Origin of the sequence: Saliniferula longa (assembly GCF_050789285.1) — a bacterium.
In the GTDB taxonomy this organism is placed as follows: Bacteria; Pseudomonadota; Alphaproteobacteria; order Rhodobacterales; family Rhodobacteraceae; genus CAVPWP01.
In genome coordinates this window covers 692,860-716,253 of record NZ_JBOUVX010000001.1, presented here as the reverse complement: position 1 = coordinate 716,253, position 23,394 = coordinate 692,860, and the positions used below count along the sequence as shown (strand labels likewise).

26 protein-coding genes are annotated in these 23,394 nt (G+C 68.2%); 19 read left to right on the top strand and 7 right to left on the bottom strand.

Features of this window, described 5'->3' with window-relative positions; genetic code table 11:
- The first annotated feature begins 163 nt into the window (after positions 1 to 163).
- The 9 genes from ACRDNQ_RS03315 to ACRDNQ_RS03275 all read left to right on the top strand — a co-directional run bounded on the left by ACRDNQ_RS03315 (position 164) and on the right by ACRDNQ_RS03275 (position 10,151).
- Positions 164 to 1,294 carry a carboxylate-amine ligase gene (locus tag ACRDNQ_RS03315; protein WP_431827203.1) on the top strand — a complete coding sequence of 377 codons (1,131 nt, stop codon included), beginning with the start codon at positions 164 to 166 and terminating at the stop codon, positions 1,292 to 1,294.
- A gap of 129 nt (positions 1,295 to 1,423) precedes the next feature.
- On the top strand, positions 1,424 to 2,566 hold the full coding sequence (locus ACRDNQ_RS03310) for an acyl-CoA dehydrogenase family protein (protein WP_431827202.1): 1,143 nt from the start codon (positions 1,424 to 1,426) through the stop codon (positions 2,564 to 2,566).
- A complete protein-coding gene (locus ACRDNQ_RS03305; RefSeq protein ID WP_431827201.1) occupies positions 2,563 to 3,594 on the top strand; it encodes an enoyl-CoA hydratase/isomerase family protein in 1,032 nt (343 codons plus the stop codon). Before ACRDNQ_RS03310 ends, ACRDNQ_RS03305 begins: the two co-directional genes overlap by 4 nt.
- Positions 3,591 to 4,466: a 3-hydroxyisobutyrate dehydrogenase gene (gene mmsB, locus ACRDNQ_RS03300; RefSeq protein ID WP_431827200.1), complete on the top strand. Its 876-nt coding sequence runs from the start codon at positions 3,591 to 3,593 to the stop codon at positions 4,464 to 4,466. Before ACRDNQ_RS03305 ends, mmsB begins: the two co-directional genes overlap by 4 nt.
- Entirely contained in the window at positions 4,463 to 5,122 is a 660-nt protein-coding gene (locus ACRDNQ_RS03295) for a Crp/Fnr family transcriptional regulator (RefSeq protein ID WP_431827199.1), read from the top strand. Before mmsB ends, ACRDNQ_RS03295 begins: the two co-directional genes overlap by 4 nt.
- Positions 5,123 to 5,220: 98 nt before the next feature.
- Positions 5,221 to 5,427 carry a YgaP family membrane protein gene (locus tag ACRDNQ_RS03290; protein ID WP_431827198.1) on the top strand — a complete coding sequence of 69 codons (207 nt, stop codon included), beginning with the start codon at positions 5,221 to 5,223 and terminating at the stop codon, positions 5,425 to 5,427.
- A gap of 154 nt (positions 5,428 to 5,581) precedes the next feature.
- Entirely contained in the window at positions 5,582 to 6,562 is a 981-nt protein-coding gene (locus tag ACRDNQ_RS03285) for a TAXI family TRAP transporter solute-binding subunit (RefSeq protein WP_431827197.1), read from the top strand.
- Between the two features lie 112 nt (positions 6,563 to 6,674).
- Positions 6,675 to 8,933, top strand: a complete 2,259-nt coding sequence (locus ACRDNQ_RS03280; RefSeq protein WP_431827196.1) for a TRAP transporter permease — start codon at positions 6,675 to 6,677, stop codon at positions 8,931 to 8,933.
- A gap of 3 nt (positions 8,934 to 8,936) precedes the next feature.
- Positions 8,937 to 10,151: a cytochrome P450 gene (locus tag ACRDNQ_RS03275; RefSeq protein ID WP_431827195.1), complete on the top strand. Its 1,215-nt coding sequence runs from the start codon at positions 8,937 to 8,939 to the stop codon at positions 10,149 to 10,151.
- On the opposite strand, the gene ACRDNQ_RS03270 is transcribed toward ACRDNQ_RS03275, so the two are convergent.
- On the bottom strand, positions 10,123 to 10,584 hold the full coding sequence (locus ACRDNQ_RS03270; protein WP_431827194.1) for an Lrp/AsnC family transcriptional regulator: 462 nt from the start codon (positions 10,582 to 10,584) through the stop codon (positions 10,123 to 10,125). The genes ACRDNQ_RS03275 and ACRDNQ_RS03270 overlap by 29 nt on opposite strands.
- Positions 10,585 to 10,720: 136 nt before the next feature.
- On the opposite strand from ACRDNQ_RS03270, the gene cysG reads away from it, so the two are divergent.
- From cysG to ACRDNQ_RS03240, 6 genes are all read left to right on the top strand, one after another.
- Positions 10,721 to 12,121, top strand: a complete 1,401-nt coding sequence (gene cysG / locus ACRDNQ_RS03265; RefSeq protein ID WP_431827193.1) for a siroheme synthase CysG — start codon at positions 10,721 to 10,723, stop codon at positions 12,119 to 12,121.
- Entirely contained in the window at positions 12,118 to 12,426 is a 309-nt protein-coding gene (locus ACRDNQ_RS03260; RefSeq protein WP_431827192.1) for a DUF2849 domain-containing protein, read from the top strand. Before cysG ends, ACRDNQ_RS03260 begins: the two co-directional genes overlap by 4 nt.
- Positions 12,419 to 14,089: a nitrite/sulfite reductase gene (locus tag ACRDNQ_RS03255; RefSeq protein ID WP_431827191.1), complete on the top strand. Its 1,671-nt coding sequence runs from the start codon at positions 12,419 to 12,421 to the stop codon at positions 14,087 to 14,089. The genes ACRDNQ_RS03260 and ACRDNQ_RS03255 overlap by 8 nt, the downstream gene beginning before the upstream one ends.
- Complete coding sequence (locus ACRDNQ_RS03250; RefSeq protein ID WP_431827190.1) at positions 14,079 to 14,831, top strand: phosphoadenylyl-sulfate reductase; 753 nt, start codon at positions 14,079 to 14,081, stop codon at positions 14,829 to 14,831. The genes ACRDNQ_RS03255 and ACRDNQ_RS03250 overlap by 11 nt, the downstream gene beginning before the upstream one ends.
- Before the next feature lie 11 nt (positions 14,832 to 14,842).
- Positions 14,843 to 15,229 (top strand): DUF934 domain-containing protein, encoded by a 387-nt coding sequence (locus ACRDNQ_RS03245; protein ID WP_431827189.1) that lies wholly within the window; start codon positions 14,843 to 14,845, stop codon positions 15,227 to 15,229.
- A gap of 66 nt (positions 15,230 to 15,295) precedes the next feature.
- Complete coding sequence (locus ACRDNQ_RS03240) at positions 15,296 to 16,126, top strand: ferredoxin--NADP reductase (protein WP_431827188.1); 831 nt, start codon at positions 15,296 to 15,298, stop codon at positions 16,124 to 16,126.
- A gap of 39 nt (positions 16,127 to 16,165) precedes the next feature.
- On the opposite strand, the gene ACRDNQ_RS03235 is transcribed toward ACRDNQ_RS03240, so the two are convergent.
- Complete coding sequence (locus tag ACRDNQ_RS03235) at positions 16,166 to 16,624, bottom strand: hypothetical protein (protein WP_431827187.1); 459 nt, start codon at positions 16,622 to 16,624, stop codon at positions 16,166 to 16,168.
- Positions 16,625 to 16,839: 215 nt separating this feature from the next.
- Here ACRDNQ_RS03235 and infC point away from each other — a divergent pair, with 215 nt between their 5' ends.
- The 4 genes from infC (at position 16,840) to ACRDNQ_RS03215 (ending at position 20,479) form a co-directional block, all read left to right on the top strand.
- On the top strand, positions 16,840 to 17,352 hold the full coding sequence (gene infC / locus ACRDNQ_RS03230; protein ID WP_431827186.1) for a translation initiation factor IF-3: 513 nt from the start codon (positions 16,840 to 16,842) through the stop codon (positions 17,350 to 17,352).
- 19 nt (positions 17,353 to 17,371) lie between these two features.
- Positions 17,372 to 18,052 carry a DUF938 domain-containing protein gene (locus tag ACRDNQ_RS03225; protein WP_431827185.1) on the top strand — a complete coding sequence of 227 codons (681 nt, stop codon included), beginning with the start codon at positions 17,372 to 17,374 and terminating at the stop codon, positions 18,050 to 18,052.
- 101 nt (positions 18,053 to 18,153) lie between these two features.
- Entirely contained in the window at positions 18,154 to 19,374 is a 1,221-nt protein-coding gene (locus tag ACRDNQ_RS03220) for an acyl-CoA dehydrogenase (protein ID WP_431827184.1), read from the top strand.
- Between the two features lie 139 nt (positions 19,375 to 19,513).
- Positions 19,514 to 20,479 carry a phosphoadenosine phosphosulfate reductase gene (locus tag ACRDNQ_RS03215; protein WP_431827183.1) on the top strand — a complete coding sequence of 322 codons (966 nt, stop codon included), beginning with the start codon at positions 19,514 to 19,516 and terminating at the stop codon, positions 20,477 to 20,479.
- Positions 20,480 to 20,887: 408 nt separating this feature from the next.
- Here ACRDNQ_RS03215 and ureG read toward each other — a convergent pair whose 3' ends face one another.
- From ureG to ACRDNQ_RS03190, 5 genes are all read right to left on the bottom strand, one after another.
- Positions 20,888 to 21,535: an urease accessory protein UreG gene (gene ureG, locus ACRDNQ_RS03210; RefSeq protein WP_431827182.1), complete on the bottom strand. Its 648-nt coding sequence runs from the start codon at positions 21,533 to 21,535 to the stop codon at positions 20,888 to 20,890.
- A 19-nt stretch (positions 21,536 to 21,554) separates the two neighbouring features.
- Positions 21,555 to 22,247: an urease accessory protein UreF gene (locus tag ACRDNQ_RS03205; RefSeq protein ID WP_431827842.1), complete on the bottom strand. Its 693-nt coding sequence runs from the start codon at positions 22,245 to 22,247 to the stop codon at positions 21,555 to 21,557.
- Positions 22,186 to 22,695, bottom strand: coding sequence for an urease accessory protein UreE (locus ACRDNQ_RS03200; protein WP_431827181.1), 510 nt, complete (start codon positions 22,693 to 22,695; stop codon positions 22,186 to 22,188). Before ACRDNQ_RS03200 ends, ACRDNQ_RS03205 begins: the two co-directional genes overlap by 62 nt.
- A 105-nt stretch (positions 22,696 to 22,800) precedes the next feature.
- The gene (locus tag ACRDNQ_RS03195) at positions 22,801 to 23,025 is read right to left on the bottom strand and encodes a hypothetical protein (RefSeq protein ID WP_431827180.1); all 225 of its coding nucleotides are present in this window, start codon (positions 23,023 to 23,025) and stop codon (positions 22,801 to 22,803) included.
- Between the two features lie 118 nt (positions 23,026 to 23,143).
- A complete protein-coding gene (locus ACRDNQ_RS03190; protein WP_431827179.1) occupies positions 23,144 to 23,302 on the bottom strand; it encodes a hypothetical protein in 159 nt (52 codons plus the stop codon).
- Positions 23,303 to 23,394: the final 92 nt, after the last annotated feature.

The window sequence follows — 23,394 nt, the reverse complement described above, 5'->3', positions numbered from 1 at the left end:
ACTTTCGTGACAACCGCCTGAACCCGAACCCGCACTTCTATCAGGCGAAACTGTTTTCCGGACCCGCCGCCGCGAATCGCCTCGGGGCCGTTACCCCGAAAAGCCGCTTGCCCCCCCGCCCCCGGCCTTGCCACACTCCCCCCGACCATCGCGGGAGGGACAGGTGGCCAGCGACCCGACATTCACCCTGGGGATCGAAGAGGAATACCTCCTCGTCGACCGCGACAGCCTCGACCTTGCCGTGGCCTCGGACCAGTTGATCGAGGACTGCCTGGCCGACATGCAGGGCCAGGTCAGCCCCGAGTTCCTGCAATGCCAGATCGAGGTCGGCACCAAGGTCTGCGGCACCATCGGCGAGGCCCGCGACGACCTGCGCCGCCTGCGCGCCTGCGTGGCGAAACACGCGCATAATCATGGGCTTGCGCCCATCGCCGTGTCCTGTCACCCCTTCGCCGACTGGAAGACCCAGCACCACACCAACAAGGATCGCTACAACGCCCTGCGCCGCGATCTGGGCGGGGTCGCGCGGCGCATGCTGATCTGCGGCATGCACGTCCACGTCGGCGTCGAGAACGACGAGTTGCGCGCCGATCTTCTGGGCCAGTTCCCCTACTTCCTGCCCCACCTGCTGGCGCTCTCGGCCTCCTCGCCCTTCTGGCAGGGGCAGGACACGGGCCTTGCCTCCTACCGGCTGACGATCTTCGACAACCTGCCCCGCACCGGCCTGCCGCCGCGCTTCGGCAGCTGGGCCGAATACCATCGTTCGGTCGATATCCTGATCGAACTGGGCCTGATCGAGGACACCACCAAGATCTGGTGGGACCTGCGTCCGTCCGCACGGTTCCCCACGCTCGAATCCCGCATCTGCGACGTGGCCCCCCGGCTCGAGCACACGCTGTCGCTGGCCGCGCTGACCCAGGCCACCATGCGTATGCTCTGGCGGCTGTCGAAGAAGAACCAGCGCTGGCGCATCTACGACCGCTTCCTCTTGGCCGAGAACCGCTGGCGCGCCCAGCGCTACGGCGTCTCCGAAGGGCTGATCGACTTCGGCCGCCGCGCCATCGTCCCCCTGCCCGAGCTTGTGGCCGAATGGCAGGACCTCCTGGCCGAAGACGCCGAGGCGCTCTGGTGCCAGCACGAGATCCGGGCCGCCACCGACCTTGTCGCCCAGGGCACCGCCTCGGACCGCCAGCGCGCGCTCTACGCCGCCCGGATCGAAGCCGGCGCCGACCACGACACCGCCATGCGCGCCGTGGTCGCCCACTTGGTCGAGGCCTTCCATGCCGACCTCTGATCCGGTCTTCCTGCCCCGGGTCTTCTTCTGGCCGGAAATACCTCGGGGTCCGGGGCAGAGCCCCGGGTTGCCAGACTGCAAGGCGGGGCGCTAAGGGAACAGGCGTTCAATTCCGTCGGGGAGGGGCCCATGGACTTCGCGCTGGGGGACGATCAGGCGGCGATCTTCGACATGGCGCGGGCCTTCGGCGCCGATCACATCGCGCCCCACGCCCGGCGCTGGGATGCGGAAGGCACCCTTCCCCGCACGCTCTGGCCGGCGCTCGCCGAACTTGGCTTCGGCGGCCTCTACGTCCGCGAAGAGGCCGGCGGGTCGGGGCTCACACGGCTCGACGCGACCCTCGTCTTCGAGGCGCTGGCGATGTCCTGCGCCAGCGTCGCGGCCTTCCTGTCGATCCACAACATGTGCGCGGCGATGATCGACCGGCACGGATCGGACACCCTGCGCGCGCGCCTGCTGCCCCGCGCGCTTTCGATGGAAACCGTGCTGTCCTATTGCCTGACCGAACCCGGCGCGGGCTCGGACGCGGCCGCCCTGCGCACCCGGGCGACGCCGACCGGCACGGGCTGGCGCCTGACCGGCACCAAGGCCTTCATCTCGGGCGGCGGCTATTCCGACGCCTACATCGTGATGGCGCGCTCGGGCGGCGAGGGGGCGAAGGGCATCTCGGCCTTCGTGGTCGAGGACGGCACGCCAGGCCTCGGCTTCGGCGCGCTCGAGGACAAGATGGGCTGGCGCAGCCAGCCGACGCGCCAGGTCCAGCTGGACGATTGCGACATTCCGGCCGAAAACCTGCTTGCGATCGAGGGCCAGGGTTTCACTTATGCGATGGAAGGGCTCGACGGCGGGCGGCTCAACATCGCCGCCTGTTCGCTGGGCGCCGCGCAGGCCGCGCTTGACGCCACGCTGGCCTACATGGCCGAGCGGCGCGCCTTCGGACAGGCCCTCGACCAGTTCCAGGCATTGCAGTTCCGCCTTGCCGACATGGAGATCGAGCTTCAGTCCGCCCGCACCTTCCTGCGCCAGGCCGCCTGGAAGCTCGACACCCGCGCGCCCGACGCCACCGTCTTCTGCGCCATGGCCAAGAAGCTCGTCACTGAGGCCGGCTCGCGCGTGGCCGACCAGTGCCTGCAACTGCACGGCGGCTACGGCTACCTGGCCGACTACGGGATCGAGAAGATCCTGCGCGACCTGCGCGTGCACCAGATCCTCGAGGGCACGAACGAGATCATGCGCCTGATCGTCGCCCGCCACCTGATCGGGCGGCGATGAGCGATGTCCTGATCCGCACCGAGGGGCGCGCGGGGCGGATCACGCTGAACCGCCCGCAGGCGCTGAACGCGGTGACGCACGGAATGTGCCGCGATATCGAGGCCGCGCTCGTGGCGTGGCGCGACGATCCCGCCGTGGCACTTGTCCTGATCGACGCCGCGGGCGCGCGGGCGTTCTCGGCCGGCGGCGACATCGCCGAGATGTACGCCACCGGCAGGGCCGGCGATTTCGCCTATGGCCGGCGCTTCTGGCGCGACGAATACCGCCTCAACGCCCGCATCTTCGAATACGCGAAGCCTGTGGTGTCCTTCCTGCAGGGCTTCACCATGGGCGGGGGCGTCGGCATCGGCTGCCACGCGCGGCTGCGGATCGTCGGCGAAACCTCGCAGATCGCCATGCCCGAATGCGGCATCGGCCTTGTCCCGGACGTGGGCGGCTCGATGATGCTGGCCCGCGCCCCGGGGCGGATCGGGGCCTGGCTTGGCACCACGGGGGCGCGGATGGGACCGGCGGACGCCATCCTTGCCGGCTTCGCCGATGCCTTCCTGCCCGAGGCCCGCTGGGACGCGGTAAAGGCCGCGATGATCGCGACGGGTCGGCCCGACCTTTCGCCCGTGCCGCCGCCACCAGGCCGCCTTGCGGATCTGCGCGGCGCCATCGACCGGCACTTCGCGGCCGACGATCTGGGCGCGATCCTTGCCGGCCTCGCGGCCGACGGTGGCGACGTCGCGCGCGAAACCCTTGCCGCGCTGCGCCGCAACGCGCCGCTGTCGGTGGCCGCGACGCTCGAGATGCTGCGCCGCCTAGGCCCCTCTCCGGACATCCGCGAAGCTCTGGCCCTCGAATACCGCTTCACCTATCGCGCGATGGAACAGGGGGACTTCCTTGAAGGCATCCGCGCCGCCATCATCGACAAGGACAGGCGCCCGCGCTGGCGGCATGACGCGCCGCCCGACCCGGACGAGGTCGCGGCGATGCTCGCGCCGCTCGGGCCAGACGAACTGACACTGGGGGAGGCGACGCAATGAAGATCGCATTCATCGGCCTGGGCAACATGGGCGCACCCATGGCCGCGAACCTGGTCAGGGCCGGGCATGACGTGACCGGCTTCGACGTGGCGGCCGCGATGCCGTCGGGCGTCGCGCCGGCCGCCAGCGCGGCCGAGGCCGTGCGCGGGGCCGAGGTGGCGATCACCATGCTGCCCGACGGTGCGATCCTGCGCCGCGTGGCGGCCGAGATCGTGCCGGCGATGATGCCGGGCGCAGCGTTCGTCGATTGCTCGACCGTCGACGTCGACAGCGCCCGCGCCGTGGCCGCGCTGGCCGAGGCGGCGGGGCTTCTGCCTGTCGACGCGCCCGTTTCGGGCGGCGTGGGCGGCGCGGCGGCTGGCACGCTGACCTTCATGGCCGGCGGCAGCCATGCGGCCTTCGCGAAGGCCAAGCCGCTTTTCGACGTGATGGGCGCGCGTGCGGTCCATTGCGGCCCTTCCGGCAACGGACAAGCCGCGAAGATCTGCAACAACATGATCCTTGGTGTCACCATGATCGCCACCTGCGAAGCCTTCGCGTTGGCCGACAAGCTGGGCCTCGACCGGCAGGCGATGTTCGACGTGGTGTCGACCTCGTCGGGACAAAGCTGGTCGATCACCACCTATTGCCCCGCCCCAGGCATCGGCCCGAAAAGCCCCGCCGACACCGGCTATGCGCCCGGTTTCGCGGCCGAACTGATGCTGAAGGACCTGCGGCTGTCGCAGCAGGCGGCCGAAGCCGTCGACGCCGACACGCCCATGGGCGCCCGCGCGGCCGAGCTGTACCGCGCCTTCGTCGAGGACGAGGACGGGCGCGGGCGCGATTTCTCGGCCATGCTGCCCCGCTTCGAAGCGCGTGGGCGCGGGGAATGAGCTGGTCGGACGATCTGCCGGACCTGCGCGGGCTTGGCCCGATCGCGCGGGCGCGCCTTGCCACCTATGCGCCGGTCGAGGTGCCGGCGGGCGCGGTTCTGTTCCGGCCGGGCGACACGGTTCGGGGTTATGTCATCGTTCTCGAGGGCCGCGTGGGCGTCCACCTCGTCGGCCCCACGGGCCGCGACATCCTGCTTTACGACGTGACGCCGGGAAAAAGCTGCATCCAGTCGACGCTGGGCCTTCTGGGCGGCGAGGACTACAGCGCCGAGGCGGTCGCCGACCGGCCGACCCGGCTCGTGCTTCTGCCGCGGGTGGCCTTCCTTGACCTCATCGACACCGATCCGGCCTTCCGCGCCCTTGTCTTCGCCGCGTTCGCCGAACGGATGCAGTCGATGATGCAGCTTCTCGAACGGGTGGCCTTCCAGCGGGTCGAGGCGCGGCTTGCCGGGTGGCTTCTGGCCCATGCCGACGCCGATGGGCGGATCGTGGCGACCCAGCAGGAAATCGCCAGCGCCATCGGCAGCGCGCGCGAGGTGGTCTCGCGCCGGCTCGACGCGCTGTCGCGGTCCGGCGCGATCGAGACACGGCGCGGAGAGGTGCGCCTTGTCGACCGCGACCGGCTGCGCCGCCTGGCCGAGGACATGGCGATCTGAACGCGGGTGTGACCGGGTCACAGACGGCATGCGGCGACTCGGGCATGGTCGCTCCATTCCCGGGGCAAAGGGTCCCGGCAGACCGAAAGGACCATCGCATGTTCAAGAAAAACGTCGGCAGTATCGACCGCGCACTGCGCATCGTCGCCGGGGTGGCGCTTCTCGCCGCCTTCTTCGCCCTGCCCGAGTTGCCGGCCCGCTGGGCGCTTCTGATCGGCATCGTCCCGCTGGCAACGGGCCTGATGGGCAGCTGCCCGCTTTACAGCATTCTCGGGCTTTCGACCTGCCCGATGAAGAAGTCCTGACGCCGCTACCCCCTTTCGGCGGCACGGCGAAGCTTCCGCTGCGTCATGCCGCCGTTCGCGCCCTCCGGTCCGGTTTTCCTTGCAGATCATCTCATTTGGACTAGAAACCTGACCAATCCCGGCATTCAGCACGGGAGCCAACCGGAGGATCTTCATGAAACACTTGCTTTTCACAGGGACCGCCGTCGCGGCCGTCCTGACCGCCGTCGTCGCCACCGCCCAGGACCGTGACGGCTGGCCGGACAGCTTCACCGTGGGAACGGCAAGCCAGGGCGGCACGTTCTTCGTCTACGGCTCGGGCTGGGCGAACCTCGTTGCCGAAGAACTGGGCATCACCGGTGCCGGCGAAGTCACTGGCGGCCCGATGCAGAACATGGCGCTTGTCCATACCGGCCAGGTCGCCTTCGGCCTGACCACCCTGGGCCCGGCGGCCGAATCGCTTGCGGGCAACAACCCGATCGCGCCGGGCGTGGCGATGGACAAGGCCTGCGCCATCTTCCCGATGTACCAGACGCCCTTCTCGATCGCGGCCCTGGGGTCGTCGGGCATCACCTCGATTTCCGAGATTCCGGCCGGCGCACGCATCGGCTTCGGGCCCGCGGGCTCGACCGCCGACACCTACTTTCCGGCCATGCTCGAGACGCTGGGCGTCACCTTCGAGCGCCGCAACGGCGGCTGGGATGACCTTGGCGGCCAGATGCAGGACGGCCTGATCGACGTGATCGGCTTCGCGGCCGGCGTGCCGATCCCGACGGTGAGCCAGCTCGAGGTGCAGACCGACATCAACCTCATCGACTTCACCGACGAGGAACTCGCCACGATCGTCGAGGCCTTCCCGGTGTCGCCCTTCTCGATCCCCGCGGGCACCTACCAGTCGCTCAGCGCGGACGCGAACTCGGTCGCGATGTGGAACTTCGCCATCGCCAACTGCGATCTGCCGGAAAGCTTCGTCTACGAGGCGACCCGCATCGCGATGGAGGACAACGCGCGGATGATGAACGTGCACAAGTCCGCCGCCGAGACCCTGCCCGAGAACTGGGACAAGAACGCCGTTCTCAAGTGGCACCCCGGTGCGGCACGCTGGTTCAACGAGAACGGCGCCACCATCGGTGCCGACATGATCTACGGCGGCTGAGACCGCCGATGCGACCTGGCCGGGCCGCCGCACGCGGCCCGGTCAACAACGAAGGACGCCCCTGCCCCGGGCAAGGAAGGCGTCCTCGCCGGGGACACTGGGGAGCCAATCCATGACCGCCGAGACAGCCAAACCGCAGGAAGACGACGTCGTCATCGCCGAGGGCGTGGACGAGGAACCGGTTGAAGGCAACCGGCGGCTCTACGAGGGTCGGACCCTCACCGTCATCGTGACCCTGGCGGCGCTTTACAGCGCGTTCCACATGGCGGCGCTCAACGGGCTGTCGATCCGGGCGATGACGGGCGGCCTCATCGACCTGCCGTTCCTGCCGACCCTGCCGATGGAAACCTGGAACTTCCGCATCCTGCACATCGCGGGCGTGCTGGTGCTGGGCTTCCTGCTTTACTCGGCGACCCTGTTCCGCGCCCCGGACGACGACCGTCGCAAGCTGACGACCTGGGTGGCCTGGGCGCTCATGGTGCCGGCGCTCTGGTCGCTTGGCGTCGCGTTTTCCATCGCGGCGGACATTCGCGGCGGCGAGATCATGTGGAACGGCCTCGACCCCGCGATCCGCTTCCGCGAGACCTGGCTTTACGGTGTTCCGCTGATCGCGACGACCGCCGCGGCCATCATCCTGTCCTGGTTCCACCGCCGGGGGCGGGCCGTGGTCACGGCGCCCGATGTGGTGCTGTCGGTCTGCGCCATCGCGGTGGCGGTCTACCTGATGACGATCTTCGACACCCGCCTGACCGCGATGCGCAATTCGACTGGAACGCCCTTCGCGCCGATCGGCATCTCGCTGGCCTCGGTCGCGGGCACGCTTCTGATCATGGAGCTGACACGGCGTGTGGCGGGGCTTGCGCTGGTGATCATCTCGACCGTGTTCCTGGCCTATGTCTTCACCGGGCAGTACCTGCCGGGCTTCCTGACCTCGCCCCCGATCTCGTGGGAGCGCTTCTTCAGCCAGATCTACACCGACGTGGGCATCCTTGGCGCGCCGGTCGCGGTGTCGTCGACCTACATCATCCTCTTCGTGATCTTCGCGGCCTTCTTGCAGGCCTCGAAGGTGGGCGACTATTTCGTGAACTTCGCCTTCGCCGCCGCCGGACGGGCGCGCGGCGGCCCCGCCAAGGTCGCCATCTTCGCCTCGGGCCTGATGGGAATGATCAACGGCACAAGCGCCGGCAACGTGGTGGCGACGGGCTCGCTCACCATCCCGCTGATGAAGAAGCTGGGCTATTCGAAGAACACCGCCGGCGCGGTCGAGGCAGCCGCCTCGACCGGGGGCCAGATCATGCCGCCGATCATGGGGGCGGGCGCCTTCATCATGGCCGAGATCACCGGCATCCCCTATACCGACATCGCCATCGCCGCGATCATTCCGGCCGTCCTCTACTTCGTGTCGGTCTATTTCATGGTCGATTTCGAGGCCGCCAAGCTTGGCATGCGCGGCATGCGCGAGGACGAGTTGCCGAAATTCGGCAAGATGGTCCGCCAGATCTATCTGTTCATCCCGATCATCATCCTGATCGCGGCGCTTTTCATGGGCTATTCCGTGATCCGCGCGGGCACGCTCGCCACCGTCTCGGCCGCCGTGGTGAGCTGGCTCACCCCGATCCGGATGGGGCCGCGGGCGATCCTGCGCGCCTTCGAGATCGCGGGCGTCATGTCGGTCCAGATCATCGCGGTCTGCGCCTGCGCCGGCATCATCGTGGGCGTAATCTCGCTCACCGGCGTGGGGGCGCGCTTCTCGTCGCTGCTGCTTGGGCTTGCCGCCTCGTCGCAGCTGCTCGCGCTGTTCTTTGCCATGTGCATCGCGATCCTCCTGGGCATGGGCATGCCCACGACGGCGGCCTATGCGGTGGCCGCCTCGGTCGTGGCGCCCGGCCTGATCAACCTTGGCATCGCACCGCTGACGGCGCATTTCTTCGTCTTCTACTTCGCCGTGCTTTCGGCCATCACGCCCCCTGTGGCGCTGGCAAGTTACGCGGCTGCGGGGATATCGGGGGGGAATCCGATGGAAACCTCGGTCGTGTCGTTCAAGATCGGCATCGCCGCGTTCATCGTGCCGTTCATGTTCTTCTACAACTCGGCGCTGCTGATGGATGGCACCACGTTCGAGGTCCTGCGCGCCTTCCTCACCGCGGTCATCGGCGTGGCGCTTCTGTCGTCAGCCGTGCAGGGCTGGTTCATGGGCGGGCGGTCGGCCTGGTTCATCCGGCTGGCCACCCTGATCGCGGCGCTTTTCATGATCGAGGGCGGGCTCGTGACCGACCTTCTGGGGGTGGGCCTCGCGCTTGCGGCCTTCTTCGTCCAGAAGGTGCTGAAGCCCGATCCGGACGCCCCGATCCCGGTACGCGGAGCGGACTGAGAGTTGAAGCCGATCCGGCAGTCTCCGACCGATCCCAGCTTCGTCCAGGACCCCTACCCGTTCTACGACCGGGCGCGGGCGCTTGGCGACATCGTGCTCTGGGAAGACTACGATCTTCCGGTCGCCACCACCTACGAGGCGGTGAACACCATCCTGCGCCATCGCAAGATGGGCCGCGAGGTCCCGCCCGAGATGCGCCCGCCGGTGCCCGCGCACTTGGCCGCCTTCCATGCCATCGAGGACCACTCGATGCTCGAGCGCGACGGCGAGGATCACCGCCGCCTGCGCACGCTGGTCCTGCGGGCCTTCACCTCGCGCAGCATCCAGTGCATGGCGCCCGAGATTTCGCAGTTGGCCGACACCTGCATCGGCAACTTCCCCGACGGCCCGTTCGACCTTCTGCCGGCGCTGGCGCAGGAACTGCCCGTGAAGGTGATCGCGCGCCTTCTGGGCGTGCCCGACACGATGAGCGCGCAGCTTCTGTCCTGGTCGAACGCGATGGTCGCGATGTATCAGGCCCGCCGAGGCCCCGGGATCGAGGCCGCCGCCAACGCCGCGGCGGCCGACTTCGCGGCCTTCATCCGCGAGTTCGTCGACCTGCGCCGCCGGCGCCCCGCGAGCGATCTGATCACCGACCTGATCAACGCCGAGGAACAGGGCGGGCGTCTTTCGACCGACGAACTGATCGCGACCTGTATCCTGCTTCTGAACGCCGGCCACGAGGCGACCGTGCACACGATCGGCAATTCGGTCCGCACGATCCTGAAGACCGGCGTCGACTGCACGGCGCTGCGCCCGGCGTTCATCGCCGCGACCGTGGAAGAGCTGCTGCGCTTCGACCCGCCGCTGCACCTGTTTTCACGCTATGTCTATGAACCGATGGAACTTTTCGGGCACAGATTCAAGCGCGGCGACCGCATCGGCTGCCTTCTTGCCTCGGCCAATCGCGACCGCAAGGTCTGGCCCGATGCCGACGTCTTCGACCCGACCCGGCCCCAGGTCACGAACATGTCGCTGGGCGCGGGTGTGCACTTCTGCATCGGCGCGCCTCTGGCCCGGCTCGAGCTTCAGATCGTGCTGCCGCTTCTCTTCGCGCGCTGTCCCGACCTTGCCCTTGCGGACGAGCCCGCCTACGCCAACCTCTATCACTTCCACGGCCTTCAAAGCCTGATGGTGGAATGCACCTGCATCAGACCGGCAGCACCGTCGTCGACTTGATCTCTTCCATCGACAGAAGCGCGGTGACGTTGAAGATCCGCACCTCTGAAATGAGCGCCTGGTAGAAGGCGTCATAGGCCCGCGCATTGGCCACGCGCACCTTCAGGATATAGTCGATCTCGCCGGCCAGACGGTGCGCCTCAAGCACTTCGGGGCGGGCCCGAAGTGCCGCGAGAAAGCGCTTCTGCCATTCGGCCTCGTGCTCGCTTGTGCGGATCAGCACGAAGAAGCAGGCCTCGAGCCCCAGCGCATCGGGATCGACGATCACGGTCTGCTGACGGATCACGCCCGCCTCGCGCATCTTGCGGATGCGATTCCAGACCGGGGTCTTCGACGACCCCACCGTCTTGGCGATCTCGTCCAGCGATTGGCTTGCGTCGCGCTGCAACTCGGCAAGGATTTTCCTGTCCAGTTCATCCACGCGGACCGTCATTCCGTTTTCCTTCCTGCAATGGGCCACCGGCCCTTCCACATCGCACCGGGCAGGACAACATCCTTGTTATCGCGCCCATATGGCCGTGGATTGGGAAAATGTCCTATATTGACCGCAAGTTCAAGACAGGCGCGACATGCAGCACTTTCCCATCTTCCTGGCCGTCGCCGGCCGCCGCGTCACCGTTTCGGGCGGGGGCGAGACGGCGATCGCAAAGCTTCGGCTTCTTCTCAAGACCGAGGCACGGATCACGGTCTTCGCCGCCGACCCCGCGCCCGAGATCGTCCGCTGGGCCGCGGACGGCCGGCTGACGCTGGTGCGCCGGGCCATGCGCGCGGGCGACGCGATCTGCGCGCGGCTGCATTACGCCGCCGACGACGACGCGGCCGAGGACCGGCGCACCGCCGCGCTTGCCGCGGCCGAAGGCGCGCTGGTCAACATCGTCGACAACCTCGAGGACAGCGCCTTCATCACGCCCGCCATCGTCGACCGCGATCCGGTGACCGTGGCGATCGGCACCGAAGGCGCGGCGCCGGTCCTTGCCCGCGCGATCAAGGCCGATCTCGAGGCGCGCCTGCCGCACGGGCTTGGCATCCTCGCCCGCCTTGGCAAGGCGTTCCGCCCCCGCGCCGAGGCGCTGCCGCAGGGCCGCGCCCGCCGCGACTTCTGGGCCGACTTCTATTTCGGGGCAGGCCCGCGCGCGCTGGACGAAAGCGGCGAGGCCGGCGTCGAACCCGCGCTCGAGGCGCTGCTTGCGGGCCATGCAACCGCGCGGCCGCGCGAGGCCCATGTGGCCTTCGTCGGCGCCGGCCCGGGCGACCCGGAACTTCTGACGCTCAAGGCGCGCCGCGCGCTGGACGAGGCCGACGTGGTCATCCACGACCGGCTGATCACGCCCGCGATCCTTGAACTCGCCCGGCGCGAGGCGGTCCTTGTCGACGCCGGCAAGGAAGGCTTCGGTCCCTCGACCTCGCAGGCCGACATCAACGCGCTGATCGTGGCCCATGCCCGCGACGGGGCGCAGGTCGTGCGGCTGAAGTCCGGCGACGCGACCGTCTTCGGCCGCCTCGACGAGGAAATCGAGACCTGCCTTGCCCATGGCATCGCCTACAGTATCGTCCCCGGCATCACCGCCGCCTCGGCCGCGGTCGCGGCGATCGGGCAAAGCCTGACGAAGCGCACCCGCAATTCGTCCGTGCGCCTTCTGACCGGCCACGACATGCAGGGTTTCGCCGAACACGACTGGCGCACGCTCGCCCGCACGGGCGAGGTCGCGGCGATCTACATGGGCAAGAAATCGGCCCGCTTCATCCAGGGTCGGCTTCTGATGCACGGCGCCGATCCGCAGACGCCGGTGACGATCGTCGAGAACGCCTCGCGTCCCGACCAGCGCATCCTGCACACCCGACTTGCCGATCTCGAGCCCGACCTCGGCCGGGCCGGGATGACCGGCCCCGCCCTTGTGCTTTACGGCCTTGCCCCGCGCGCGGTCGAAGCCCTTGCCCCCGAACTTTCAACGACAGAGGTTGCCCTGTGAAACGCGGCTTCACCCCCAAGGTCGTCACGGCGAACCACCTGCTGGACGGCGACACGATCTGGCTGACCGAAGACGACCGCTGGACGCGCGACATGCGCGAGGCGGAACTGATCGAGGACGAGGCCCACGGCCAGTTGCGCCTGCTGCTGGCCGAAAGCCAGCCGGACGTCGCGGTCGGCGTCTATCTGGCCGATGCCATGGCCACGCCCGACGGCCCCGCGCCCGTCCACTTCCGCGAGGCGTTCCGCACCCGCGGCCCCTCGAACTATGCCCACGGCAAGCGCGCGGAGCAGACGAATGTATAGCTATACCGAGTTCGACGAAGCCTTCGTGCGCGAACGCGTGCGCCAGTTCCGCGCCCAGGTCGAACGGCGGATCGACGGGTCGCTGACCGAAGAGGAATTCCGCCCGCTGCGCCTGATGAACGGTCTCTACCTTCAGCTTCACGCCTACATGCTGCGCGTGGCGATCCCCTATGGCACGCTGAACTCGGCCCAGATGCGGCAACTCGCGTATATCGCCGAACGCTGGGACAAGGGCTATGGGCACTTCACCACCCGTCAGAACATCCAGTTCAACTGGCCGAAGCTGCCCGATGTGCCCGACATGCTGGACGCGCTGGCCGATGTCGGCATGCATGCGATCCAGACCAGCGGCAACACGATCCGCAACGTGACCGCCGACCACTTCGCCGGGGCCGCCGCGGACGAGATCGAGGACCCGCGCCCGGTGGCCGAGCTTCTGCGCCAGTGGTCGACCGATCACCCGGAATTCCAGTTCCTGCCGCGCAAGTTCAAGATCGCCGTCACCGGAAGCCCGAACGACCGCGCCGTGACCCGCGCCCATGACATCGGGCTGCGCATGGTGCGCAACGACGCGGGCGAGCCCGGCTTCGAGGTGCTTGTGGGCGGCGGGCTTGGCCGGACGCCGATGATCGGCAAGGTCATCCGCGCCTTCCTGCCCAAGGCCGACCTTCTGCCCTATGTCGAGGCCATCGTCGGCGTCTACAACACGCTTGGCCGGCGCGACAACAAGTACAAGGCGCGCATCAAGATCACCGTCCACGAGAACGGCATCGACGAGATCACGCGCCTGGTCGAGGCCCGCTTCGCCGAGCTTCGCCCGGCCTTCTCGGGGGTCGACCAGCAGATCCTGACCGGGATCGAGGCACAATTCGCGCCGCCGGCCTTCCGCGCCTCGGGCCTGACGCCGGCGACCGACCTTGGCGCGGGCTTCCGGTCGTGGGTCGACACCAACGTGACCCCCCACCGCCGCCCCGACCACGCCATCGTCACGATCAGCCTCAAGGCCCATGGCGCCACGCCGGGCGACGCCACCTCGGACCAGATGCGCGTGATGGCGGACCTGGCCCAGCGCCTCGCCTATGACGAGTTGCGCATCAGCCACGAGCAGAACGTGATCCTGCCGCACGTCCCCCGGGACGCACTGCCCGAGCTTTACACCGCCCTGCGCGCGGCGGGCTTGGCCACCGCCAACGTCGGGCTTGTCTCGGACATCATCGCCTGCCCCGGCATGGACTACTGCGCGCTGGCGACCGCCCGCTCGATCCCCATCGCGCAGGAAATCGCCACGCATTTCGACGCGCTGGGACTCGAGCACGAGATCGGCCTGCTCAAGATCAAGATCTCGGGCTGCATCAACGCCTGCGGCCATCACCACGTGGGCCACATCGGCATCCTCGGCCTCGACCGCGCGGGGGTCGAAACCTACCAGATCACGCTGGGCGGCGACGGCACGGAAACGGCGGCCATCGGCGAACGCACCGGCCCGGGCTTCTCGGCGGACGAGATCGTGCCCGCGATCGAACGCATCGTGCGCGCCTATCTCGACCTGCGGCAATCGTCCGAGGAGACGTTCCTTCAGGCCTTCCGCCGCGTCGGCATGGCCCCCTTCAAGACCGCGCTTTACGGCGACGGCATGACCGAGGCGCAAGCCGATGCCGCTTGAAGCCCCGCTCTCCCCCGTCGCGGCGCGCGTCGCGGACCTGAACGCGCGCTACGCCAACCATTCGGCCACCTCGGTGCTCGAGCATGCGCTGACCGATCCGCAGGTGGGCCAGGTGGCGCTGGTGTCGTCCTTCGGGGCGGAATCCGTGGCGCTTCTGCATATGACTGCGGTGATCGACCGGTCCGTGCCGGTGCTATTTCTGGATACCGAGATGCTGTTTCCCGAAACGCTCGACTACCAGCGCGCGGTGGCCGACCGGCTTGGGTTGACGGATGTGCGCATCGTCACGCCCGACCGAACCCTGACCTTCCTTGCCGATCCCGCGGCCGACCTGCACCGGCGCGACCCGGACGCCTGCTGCGCATTGCGCAAGGTCGAACCGCTGCGCGCGGCCATCGCCCCTTTCGACGGCTGGATCACCGGGCGCAAGCGCTTTCAGGGCGGACAGCGCGCCGCACTTCAGTTCTTCGAGGCCGAGGACGACCGTCGCATCAAGGTCAACCCGCTGGCGCATTGGACGAAGGACGACGTGCAGGACTACATGATCAACAACCGCCTGCCCCGGCACCCGCTGGTGTCGAAGGGCTATCCCTCAATTGGCTGCGCCCCCTGCACAAGCCCGGTGACGCCCGGCGAGGACGAGCGCGCGGGCCGCTGGCGCGGACAGGCCAAGGACGAATGCGGCATCCACTTCGTCGATGGGCGTGCCGTGCGCGGCCAGGCCCCCCGAATGCCGCTGTGAAAGGAGCGACCATGACGATCGAGACGACCGTGCTCGTCACCGACGACGGGTTCGCGCCGGCCCCGCCCGCGGCCAGGGCCGTGGCGACGCTCGGCCCCGCCGACGATCCCGCCACGCTGGCGGACCGTCTGGACACCCTCGACCTGATCCGCGTCGAGTTTCCCAAGTTTTCGGACGGGCGCGGCTTCACCCATGCCCGCGCGTTGCGCCGGATGGGATATGCCGGCCGGCTTCACGCCGTCGGGCATGTCATCGCGGACCAGTATGCGATGGCCCGCCGGTCCGGCTTCGACGCGGTCGAGATCGACGCCGATCTTGCCCGCCGACAGCCCGAGGACCAGTGGCGCGCCCGCGCCGACTGGCGGGCGCACGACTACCAGTCGCGCCTGCGCGGCTGAGTTTCGCTTTATCTGACCCAGATCAACGCATAACAAGGACACGGGCCCTAGGCCCGTGACATGTCCATGACCGAGCAACGCCCCGTGAACGAGATCGCCGCCACCAAGGCGCCCACCCTGCCCGACGCCCAGACCGTGACCGCCGTGCGCCACTTCACCGACCGGCTGTTTTCGTTCCGGTGCACGCGCCCGCAATCGCTGCGCTTCCGCTCGGGCGAATTCGTGATGATCGGGCTGATGGGCGACAACGGCAAGCCGCTGCTGCGCGCCTATTCGATCGCCTCGCCATCCTGGGACGAGGAACTGGAATTCTATTCGATCAAGGTGCCCGACGGCCCGCTGACGTCGAAGCTTCAGCACATCCGGCCCGGCGACCAGATCATCCTGCGCCCCAAGCCAGTCGGCACGCTGGTGCATGACGCGCTTCTGCCCGGCAAGCGCCTGTGGTTCTTCGCCACGGGAACCGGCTTTGCGCCCTTCGCCTCGCTTCTGCGCGACCCCGAGACCTATGAACGCTTCGACGAGGTCATCGTCACCCACACCTGCCGTGAGGTGGCCGAACTGACCTATGGCCGCGAACTGATCGAGGCGATGCGCTCGGACGAGCTTCTGGTCGAGCTGATCGGCGCCGAAAACCTTGCCAAGCTGCGCTACTATCCCACCACCACGCGGGACCAGAGCCCCAGGATGGGCCGCATCACCGATCTTCTGAAGGATGGCACGGTGTTCCGCGACCTTGGAATCGACGGCATCCGTCCCGAAACGGACCGCGCGATGGTCTGCGGAAGCCTGGGCTTCAACCTTGACCTCAAGGCGATCCTCGAGGGGTTCGGTCTGCGTGAGGGCGCCAATTCCGATCCGGCCGAGTACGTGGTCGAAAAGGCCTTCGTCGGTTGATCTGACGCCCCCGCGCCTGTCTTTCGCTAACCGGACGTCTCAGTTGCCGGTCGTGGTGGTGCTTTCCTCGGTCGCGCCTTCGACCGCATCCTCGACCGCCTCGGTGGTGGCATCGACCGCATCGGACGCGGCGCCCTCAACGGCGTCGGCTGCGCCTTCCACCGCTTCGGTGGCACTTTCGACAGCGCCTTCAACGGCTTCGGCGGCATCGCTTGCGGCGTCGGTCACGGCATCGGCAGCCTCGCCGGCCGCTTCGGTGGCCGTGTCCGCAGCTTCGGTGGCGGCGTCTGCGGCGTCGCTGGCAGCCTCGCCAGCGGCTTCGACGGCGGCGCCGGCGGCCTCTTCGGTGGCTTCGACGGCGTCTTCCGCGGCCTCGGTCGCGGTTTCCGCGGCGTCTTCGACGGCAGTCGTCGGCTCGGTCGCGGACTGCGGCAGCATCAGGTATCCGATGGCCACGATGACGATCGCAGCCACGGCAATCAGAACTCCTCGGGTCATTTGCCCCTCCATGGTTGTCTGTGGCGCATATGTGGGGACAAACGCGCGAAAGGGAAAGCCCCAGTTTGTGCCTGCGGCGCCTCCGGCGAAACGCGGCCGACCCTGCTCCCTATTCCGCTTGAAAGCCGCGCGCACTCCCTTTATTTTCAACGCTCAAGCAAAGTGGCAACCGAAGGAAGAACACCATCGCTCGCAGACCGCACAACGCACCCCCGGTGCGTGAGACAGGCCCCCGAATCAACGATCGAATCCGCGCCCCGGAAATCCGGCTCATCGGAGCCGAGGGCGAGAACATAGGCGTCGTCACCCCGGCACGCGCCCTGGAAATGGCCGAGGAAGTCGGGCTCGACCTTGTCGAGATCTCGCCCAACGCCACGCCTCCGGTCTGCAAGATCATGGACTTCGGCAAGTACAAGTACGAGACGCAGAAGAAAGAGGCCGAGGCCCGCAAGAAGCAGAAGATCATCGAGATCAAGGAGGTCAAGTTCCGCCCGAACACCGACACTCATGACTACGATGTGAAGATGCGCAACGTCATCCGGTTCCTCGAGAACGGCGACAAGGTGAAGGTCACGCTGCGCTTCCGCGGACGCGAGATGGCGCACCAGGACCTCGGGCGTCAGCTTCTGGAACGTGTGGCGACCGACGTGGAAGAAATCGGCAAGATCGAGAACATGCCGAAGATGGAAGGCCGCCAGATGGTCATGATGATCGGCCCGACCAAGTAGGCCCGGCCCCGAACACCCGGTGAGCGGCGCCCCGACCAGTTCCCATACCGCACAGTTTCGCCCCGGCGTGCAGGACAGCACGCCGGACGGTCGCCTGTTTTCGCCCGTCTTCCTGCGCAATGCGCCGCCGCTCATCGCCGCGCTTGCGCGTCTGATCGGCGACGACACCGGCCCCGTGCTCGAGATCGGCGCGGGCACAGGGCAACACGCGGCGGCCTTCGCGCTGGCGTTCCCGCGCCTTGACTGGTGGCCGTCCGACCCCGACCCGGTGCATCGCCGCTCGATCGCGGCCTGGGCAGCCGAACTGGGCGCGCCGCCGCGCCCGGCCTTCGCGATCGACGCCGCGGCCGACTGGGCCGGCCGGCCCGACATCGGCGCTCTGGGGCCGCTCACGGCCGTGCTTGCCGCCAACGTCACCCATATCGCGCCCTTTGCGGTGACCGAAGGCATCGTCGCGGGCGCAGGTCGCGCGCTGCGCCCGGGGGGCCGTCTTCTGCTTTACGGGCCGTTCCGCGTGGGTGGCGCGTTCCAGGGGGACGGCAACCGGGCCTTCGACGCGGGCCTGCGCGCCGACGACCCTGCCTGGGGTCTTCGCGAGATCGACGAGATCGACGCCCTCGCCCGGGCCGCGGGGCTTCAGCCCGAGGCGCGGCAGCCGATGCCTGCGAACAACCTTCTGGGCGTCTGGCGTCGCGGCTGACCGCACGGTCCAGGCGGGGTCGCGGTCGCCTTGCCAACGCGCCGCATTTGCCCTTGCGCCCGCGCAGGAGTAGGTAGGAGCCGCGCCACGGGAGAAAACCGATGAACGTCACGCAGAAGATCGCCGCCGCCCACCGCCCGGAACTTGGCCGCTTCGTCTGGGAAGACCCCTTCCAGATCGAGGCCCAGCTGACCGAGGACGAGCGCATGTTGCGCGACGCCGCCCGCGCCTTCGCACAGGACCGGTTGCAGCCGCGCGTGACCAAGGCCTATGCCGAGGAAACCACAGACCCCGCGATCTTCGCCGAGATGGGCGCGGCCGGGCTTCTGGGCGTGACCATCCCCGAGGACTTCGGCGGCTTGGGCGCGGGCTACGTCACCTACGGCCTTGTCGCGCGCGAGATCGAGCGCGTCGATTCGGGCTATCGCTCGATGATGAGCGTGCAGTCGAGCCTGGTGATGTACCCGATCCACGCCTATGGCAGCGACGCGCAGCGCGCCCGCTACCTTCCCAAGCTCGCCGCGGGCGACTGGATCGGCTGCTTCGGCCTGACCGAGCCCGACGCGGGAAGCGACCCGGCCGGCATGAAGACCCGCGCCGAACGGACAGACGGCGGCTACCGCCTGACGGGATCGAAGATGTGGATCTCGAACAGCCCGATCGCGGACGTTTTCGTGGTCTGGGCCAAGTCCGACGCCCACGGCGGCAAGATCCGCGGCTTTGTGCTCGAGAAGGGCATGAAGGGCCTGTCGGCGCCGAAGATCGACGGCAAGCTGTCGCTGCGCGCCAGCGTGACGGGCGAGATCGTCATGGACGGCGTCGAGGTGGGCGAGGACGCGCTTCTTCCCGGCGTCGAAGGGCTGAAAGGTCCCTTCGGCTGCCTCAACCGCGCGCGCTACGGCATCTCGTGGGGCGTGATGGGCGCGGCCGAGGATTGCTGGCACCGCGCCCGCACCTACGGCCTTGACCGCCGGCAGTTCGGCCGCCCGCTGGCCCAGACGCAGCTTTTCCAGAAGAAACTCGCCGACATGCAGACCGAGATCGCCCTGGGTCTGCAGGGCTGCCTTCGCCTTGGCCGCATGATGGAGGACGGCACCGCCAGCCCCGAACTGATCAGCCTGATGAAGCGAAACAATTGCGGCAAGGCGCTGGACGTCGCCCGCGCCGCGCGCGACATGCATGGCGGCAACGGCATCTCGGGCGACTTCCAGGTGATCCGGCACATGATCAACCTTGAAACGGTCAACACCTACGAAGGCACCCACGACGTGCACGCGCTGATCCTTGGCCGCGCGCAGACCGGGCTTCAGGCGTTCTTTTGACCGTCCACAGGGGGCGGCCACCTGCCCGATACTGATCGCACGGTGGAAACAGTCGGTTCCGCGGCGCAATGCCGTTTGCATTGCGGGGCGGCGCGGCCTATGCCTTGGGTGTAATGGTCGTATCTGGAACGAGTGTGGGATGGTGGGCGGCGTAACCCTGTCGGAAGATCTCACCGACACCGAATGGCTTTGCGAGCTTGAGGAAATCGGGCGGGATCGCGGGTATTTCTCGCCGTTGGGCGATGACCATTCGGTCGTCTTCGTCTCGGGCGACGCCTCGGTTCTCTTCGTCAGCTTCGAAACACGCGGCGGCATCCGGTCGTTCAACGGGAATGGCCTTCCGCTTGGCTTCGGCCTTCCCGAAAGCAACGGCTGGTCGCACATGTCCTTCGTGGCGACCCGCGACACATGGTTCCGATCGCGCCATGTCTGGGGCTATTTCGACCGGCTTGTGGACGAAGGCTTCTTCGAGGAATTCGACCGCGTGATCTTCTACGGGGCGGGCATGTGCGGCTATGCCGCCGCCGCCTATTCCGTCGCCGCGCCGGGCGCCACCGTGATCCTGGTCTCGCCGCAGGCGACGCTCGATCCCGGGCTGACCGAATGGGACGACCGCTTCGCCCACATGCGGCGCACCGACTTCACCCGCCGCTACGGCTATGCCCCCGACATGATCGAAGCCGCCGAGCGGGCCTTCGTCGTCTATGATCCGGGCGAGGAACTCGACGCGATGCATGCGACGCTGTTCGTGCGCCCGAATGTCGATCGCATCCGCTACCGTCGCGGCGGGGCCGGCGCGATCGACGCGGACCTGCGCGCGATGGGCGTCTTCCGCACGGTGATCGACGCCGCGGCCGAAGGCACGCTTGATCGGATGACCTTCCTGCGCGCGCTGCGCGAACGTCGCGGGCACCTGCCCTACCTGCGCGCGCTTCTGTCACGCGTGCAGGCCGAGGGGCGGCCCTACCTGACCGTGCTTCTGTGCCGCGCGGTGCTGAAGGTCCACCGCACCCCGCGGTTCCGTCACTTCCTCGAGGAAGCGGCGCACCAGCTTCAGGCGCAGGGACGACGGGTGCCGGGCGGCGACATCATCCCTTCCGCCTGAGGGCCACCCGGGCGCCTTAGCGATCCTTGCAGGTCACGTTCTCGAAGCCCGGGCGATACTGCCGACCGGGCCTGTTCGGGCACTGCAGGAATTCGGACGATGATGCCTGGGACGACACCCCGGACGCTGTCCCAGACGGCGCACCGGACGACGGCGACGGATCGGACGGGACGCAGGCGGCGAGGCACAGCACGGCAAGGATGGGCAGAAAGCGCATTCAACGGTCCTCTTTCGCTCCCGATCCGCGATCGGAACACGGCGGGAAATTGGAAGGTGGCACCGACCCCGGCATTGACCGGCGTCAATCCTTCGCGGTGCCCCTCGCTACACCCCGATCAAGGTAATACCGACGCGCCGAGGTCAAGTCCGCTGCCGTCGCCAAGATCGGGAGCCGGGCGGCAGCGCGCCCTAGCCCGCCTTCGCAGCGGCCGGCCGCAGTCCGCCCTCCCGCAGGATGAAATCGACGACCGCATCGATGCCGATGCCCCCGCGCAGGCTGGCCATGACGAAGGGGCGTGGCCCCCGGGCCGCCGCCGCGTCCGACCGCAGAAGATCGAGGTCGACGCCAACATGCGGGGCAAGATCGGTCTTGTTGACCACCAGCAGGTCCGACCGGGCCAGCCCCGGCCCTTTCTTGCGGGGAATGTCCTGCCCCGCGGCCGTGTCGATCACATAGATCGTCAGGTCGGCCAGTTCCGGGCTGAAGGTCGCGGCAAGATTGTCGCCGCCGCTTTCGATCAGGATCAGGTCGAGATCCGGCAGCTTCGCCCGAAGATCGGCCACCGCCGCAAGGTTGATCGAGGCATCCTCGCGGATCGCGGTGTGCGGACAGCCCCCGGTCTCGACCCCGCGGATGCGCTCGGCCGGCAGGACCTGCGCGCGCAGCAGGAAATCGGCGTCTTCGCGCGTGTAGATGTCGTTGGTGATGACGGCCAGCGAATAGTCGCGCGCCATCGCGCGGCACAGCTTTTCGGTCAGCGTGGTCTTGCCCGCGCCGACCGGGCCGCCGATGCCGACGCGCAGCGGGCCGTGGGGGCTGCGGCTGGGGGTGCTCATCGGGTCGGTCCCTTTCCTGTCATGTCCGGAAGATCCTCACTTCCAGGCCTTCGTGCCGCATCGCCGCAAGATCCGCCCCGAAGGCCGAGGTCGCGATGTGGTCGGGGTCGGTCTGCGCCGCCTCTTGCGCCACCGCCTCGATCAGCGGGTGAAGCGCGGCCAGGACGCGCTGCCCGTCGGTCTGGCCAAGCGGGATGAAGCGCACCGCGCCCGACACCAGGGTCGAGGCGAAGGCATGAAGGTAAAGCGCGGCAACCCGTTCGGCCGGAAGCGCCAGCGCCGCCGCTGCGCGCCCCACCGCGACAGGCAGGGGCGCGGGGGAAAAGGCATTTCCGCTCAGAGCGTTCTGCGCCTCGGTGAAGGCGTGGCCCTGGTCGATGGTCTCGGTCCAGCGCTCGGACGATGCCGCCAGCGCAGCGGCAAGTTCGGCCAGCGCCGCATGATCGGCATCGGGCGCCATCGCCACACACAGAAGGACGGCGTCCGCCCGCCCCGATCCATGGCCAAGAACGGTGGCAAGCCACTGCTGCAAGGTGGCGGCGTCACTGACCCGGCCCTCGGAGATCGCCGCCTCGAGCCCGTGCGAATAGGCGTAGCCGCCCACCGGAAAGGCGGGCGACAGCCACTGGACAAGCTTCAGGAGATCGGCGTCAGTCGTGGGAATGGTGGTGGGTCCCGTGTTCGTGGTGGTGGTGATCGTGGCTATGACCATGGTCATGGCCATGGCTGTGCCCGAAGGTCCGGCCATGGCCATAGGCGCCGCCCTCGGGGGTGAAGGGCTCGACCACGTCGCGCAATGTCGCGCCCAACTGCGCAAGCATCGCCTTCAGAACATGGTCGCGCTGGATCAGAAGCCGCCCGTCCTCGATCCGGCAGGGCGTGTGGCGGTTGCCGATGTGCCAAGCCAGACGTGGCAGGTCGCCCGTGACCTCCAGCAGGTCCTCCGGCGCGGCGTGGATCGCCACCCGCCCGCCATCCTCGAGCAGAAGGCAGTTGCCTTCGCCCAGCGACACGGTCTCGGGCAGATCGGCAAGGATCTCGCGGCCCGTATCGGTCACAAGGCGCCTGCGGCGCAGGAGTCGCGCCTCGTAGGTCAGGCTCAGGCTGTCGCCGGCCGGGGCATGGTCGTGGGTGACGGCAATGGCGCGGACAAGGGTCATGGCGGGCTCCCGAAGGTCCGCCAGATCAAAACCGCGGCGAGGCGGACATGCAAGGGCCGGCGCCGCGAACGGGGGGCAAAGAGCGGGTTCGCCCAAGCTTTGGGCTTAGCCGAACAGATCGCCGAAGACATGCGCCGGGATGCCGTCGCGCGTCAGGCCCATGCGCGCAAGTTCGGCGTCGCTTCGGGCATTCAGCCACAGAAGGATGTCGCGGCGGTCGCGGATCAGGCGATGGGCGTTCACGCCCTGCCCCATCTCGGCGAAGTATCGGTCAAGCCTGGCCGAAAGCGGCGGCGAAAAGGCGATCGTGAACTCTGTCGACCCGGACATGTGGAAACCTCGCGCCTTTCGGTCGGGCTTCCTCCCATGGTCCGGGTCTATCAGAATTTCTGCGTTGCGGCGAGCGTTCTGCCCGCACGACCCGCGTCGAAGTCCCGCGTTCGGGGCGTCAGCGACCGCTCATGCCCGCGATGTAGGCGCGGGGCAGGTCGTCGCGGTAAAGGCCGCGGGAATTGAGCGACGGGTCCGACAGGGACATCAGGGTGGAGAAGGGGTTAGCGCTCGCGAAGGCCTCCACCAGGGCCATCATGCGGTTGAACAAGGACATTTTCTACTCCGGTTTGGGCACGGATGTGCCTATGCCTGAAGTGGCGCGGCGCCCGCTCCGGAGCAAGGTGTGATTCGGAATTCCCGTCATGC

Excerpts from the sequence above, each read along its gene's own strand:
- ACRDNQ_RS03310 (WP_431827202.1), top strand. The coding sequence starts at position 1,424 with ATGGACTTCGCGCTGGGGGACGATCAGGCGGCGATCTTCGACATGGCG.
- ACRDNQ_RS03305 (WP_431827201.1), top strand. The coding sequence starts at position 2,563 with ATGAGCGATGTCCTGATCCGCACCGAGGGGCGCGCGGGGCGGATCACG.
- mmsB (WP_431827200.1), top strand. The coding sequence starts at position 3,591 with ATGAAGATCGCATTCATCGGCCTGGGCAACATGGGCGCACCCATGGCC.
- ACRDNQ_RS03295 (WP_431827199.1), top strand. The coding sequence starts at position 4,463 with ATGAGCTGGTCGGACGATCTGCCGGACCTGCGCGGGCTTGGCCCGATC.
- ACRDNQ_RS03290 (WP_431827198.1), top strand. The coding sequence starts at position 5,221 with ATGTTCAAGAAAAACGTCGGCAGTATCGACCGCGCACTGCGCATCGTC.
- ACRDNQ_RS03285 (WP_431827197.1), top strand. The coding sequence starts at position 5,582 with ATGAAACACTTGCTTTTCACAGGGACCGCCGTCGCGGCCGTCCTGACC.
- ACRDNQ_RS03280 (WP_431827196.1), top strand. The coding sequence starts at position 6,675 with ATGACCGCCGAGACAGCCAAACCGCAGGAAGACGACGTCGTCATCGCC.
- ACRDNQ_RS03270 (WP_431827194.1), bottom strand. The coding sequence starts at position 10,584 with ATGACGGTCCGCGTGGATGAACTGGACAGGAAAATCCTTGCCGAGTTG.
- cysG (WP_431827193.1), top strand. The coding sequence starts at position 10,721 with ATGCAGCACTTTCCCATCTTCCTGGCCGTCGCCGGCCGCCGCGTCACC.
- ACRDNQ_RS03255 (WP_431827191.1), top strand. The coding sequence starts at position 12,419 with ATGTATAGCTATACCGAGTTCGACGAAGCCTTCGTGCGCGAACGCGTG.
- ACRDNQ_RS03250 (WP_431827190.1), top strand. The coding sequence starts at position 14,079 with ATGCCGCTTGAAGCCCCGCTCTCCCCCGTCGCGGCGCGCGTCGCGGAC.
- ACRDNQ_RS03245 (WP_431827189.1), top strand. The coding sequence starts at position 14,843 with ATGACGATCGAGACGACCGTGCTCGTCACCGACGACGGGTTCGCGCCG.
- ACRDNQ_RS03240 (WP_431827188.1), top strand. The coding sequence starts at position 15,296 with ATGACCGAGCAACGCCCCGTGAACGAGATCGCCGCCACCAAGGCGCCC.
- ACRDNQ_RS03235 (WP_431827187.1), bottom strand. The coding sequence starts at position 16,624 with ATGACCCGAGGAGTTCTGATTGCCGTGGCTGCGATCGTCATCGTGGCC.
- ACRDNQ_RS03220 (WP_431827184.1), top strand. The coding sequence starts at position 18,154 with ATGAACGTCACGCAGAAGATCGCCGCCGCCCACCGCCCGGAACTTGGC.
- ACRDNQ_RS03215 (WP_431827183.1), top strand. The coding sequence starts at position 19,514 with ATGGTGGGCGGCGTAACCCTGTCGGAAGATCTCACCGACACCGAATGG.
- ureG (WP_431827182.1), bottom strand. The coding sequence starts at position 21,535 with ATGAGCACCCCCAGCCGCAGCCCCCACGGCCCGCTGCGCGTCGGCATC.
- ACRDNQ_RS03205 (WP_431827842.1), bottom strand. The coding sequence starts at position 22,247 with ATGGTCATAGCCACGATCACCACCACCACGAACACGGGACCCACCACC.
- ACRDNQ_RS03200 (WP_431827181.1), bottom strand. The coding sequence starts at position 22,695 with ATGACCCTTGTCCGCGCCATTGCCGTCACCCACGACCATGCCCCGGCC.
- ACRDNQ_RS03195 (WP_431827180.1), bottom strand. The coding sequence starts at position 23,025 with ATGTCCGGGTCGACAGAGTTCACGATCGCCTTTTCGCCGCCGCTTTCG.
- ACRDNQ_RS03190 (WP_431827179.1), bottom strand. The coding sequence starts at position 23,302 with ATGTCCTTGTTCAACCGCATGATGGCCCTGGTGGAGGCCTTCGCGAGC.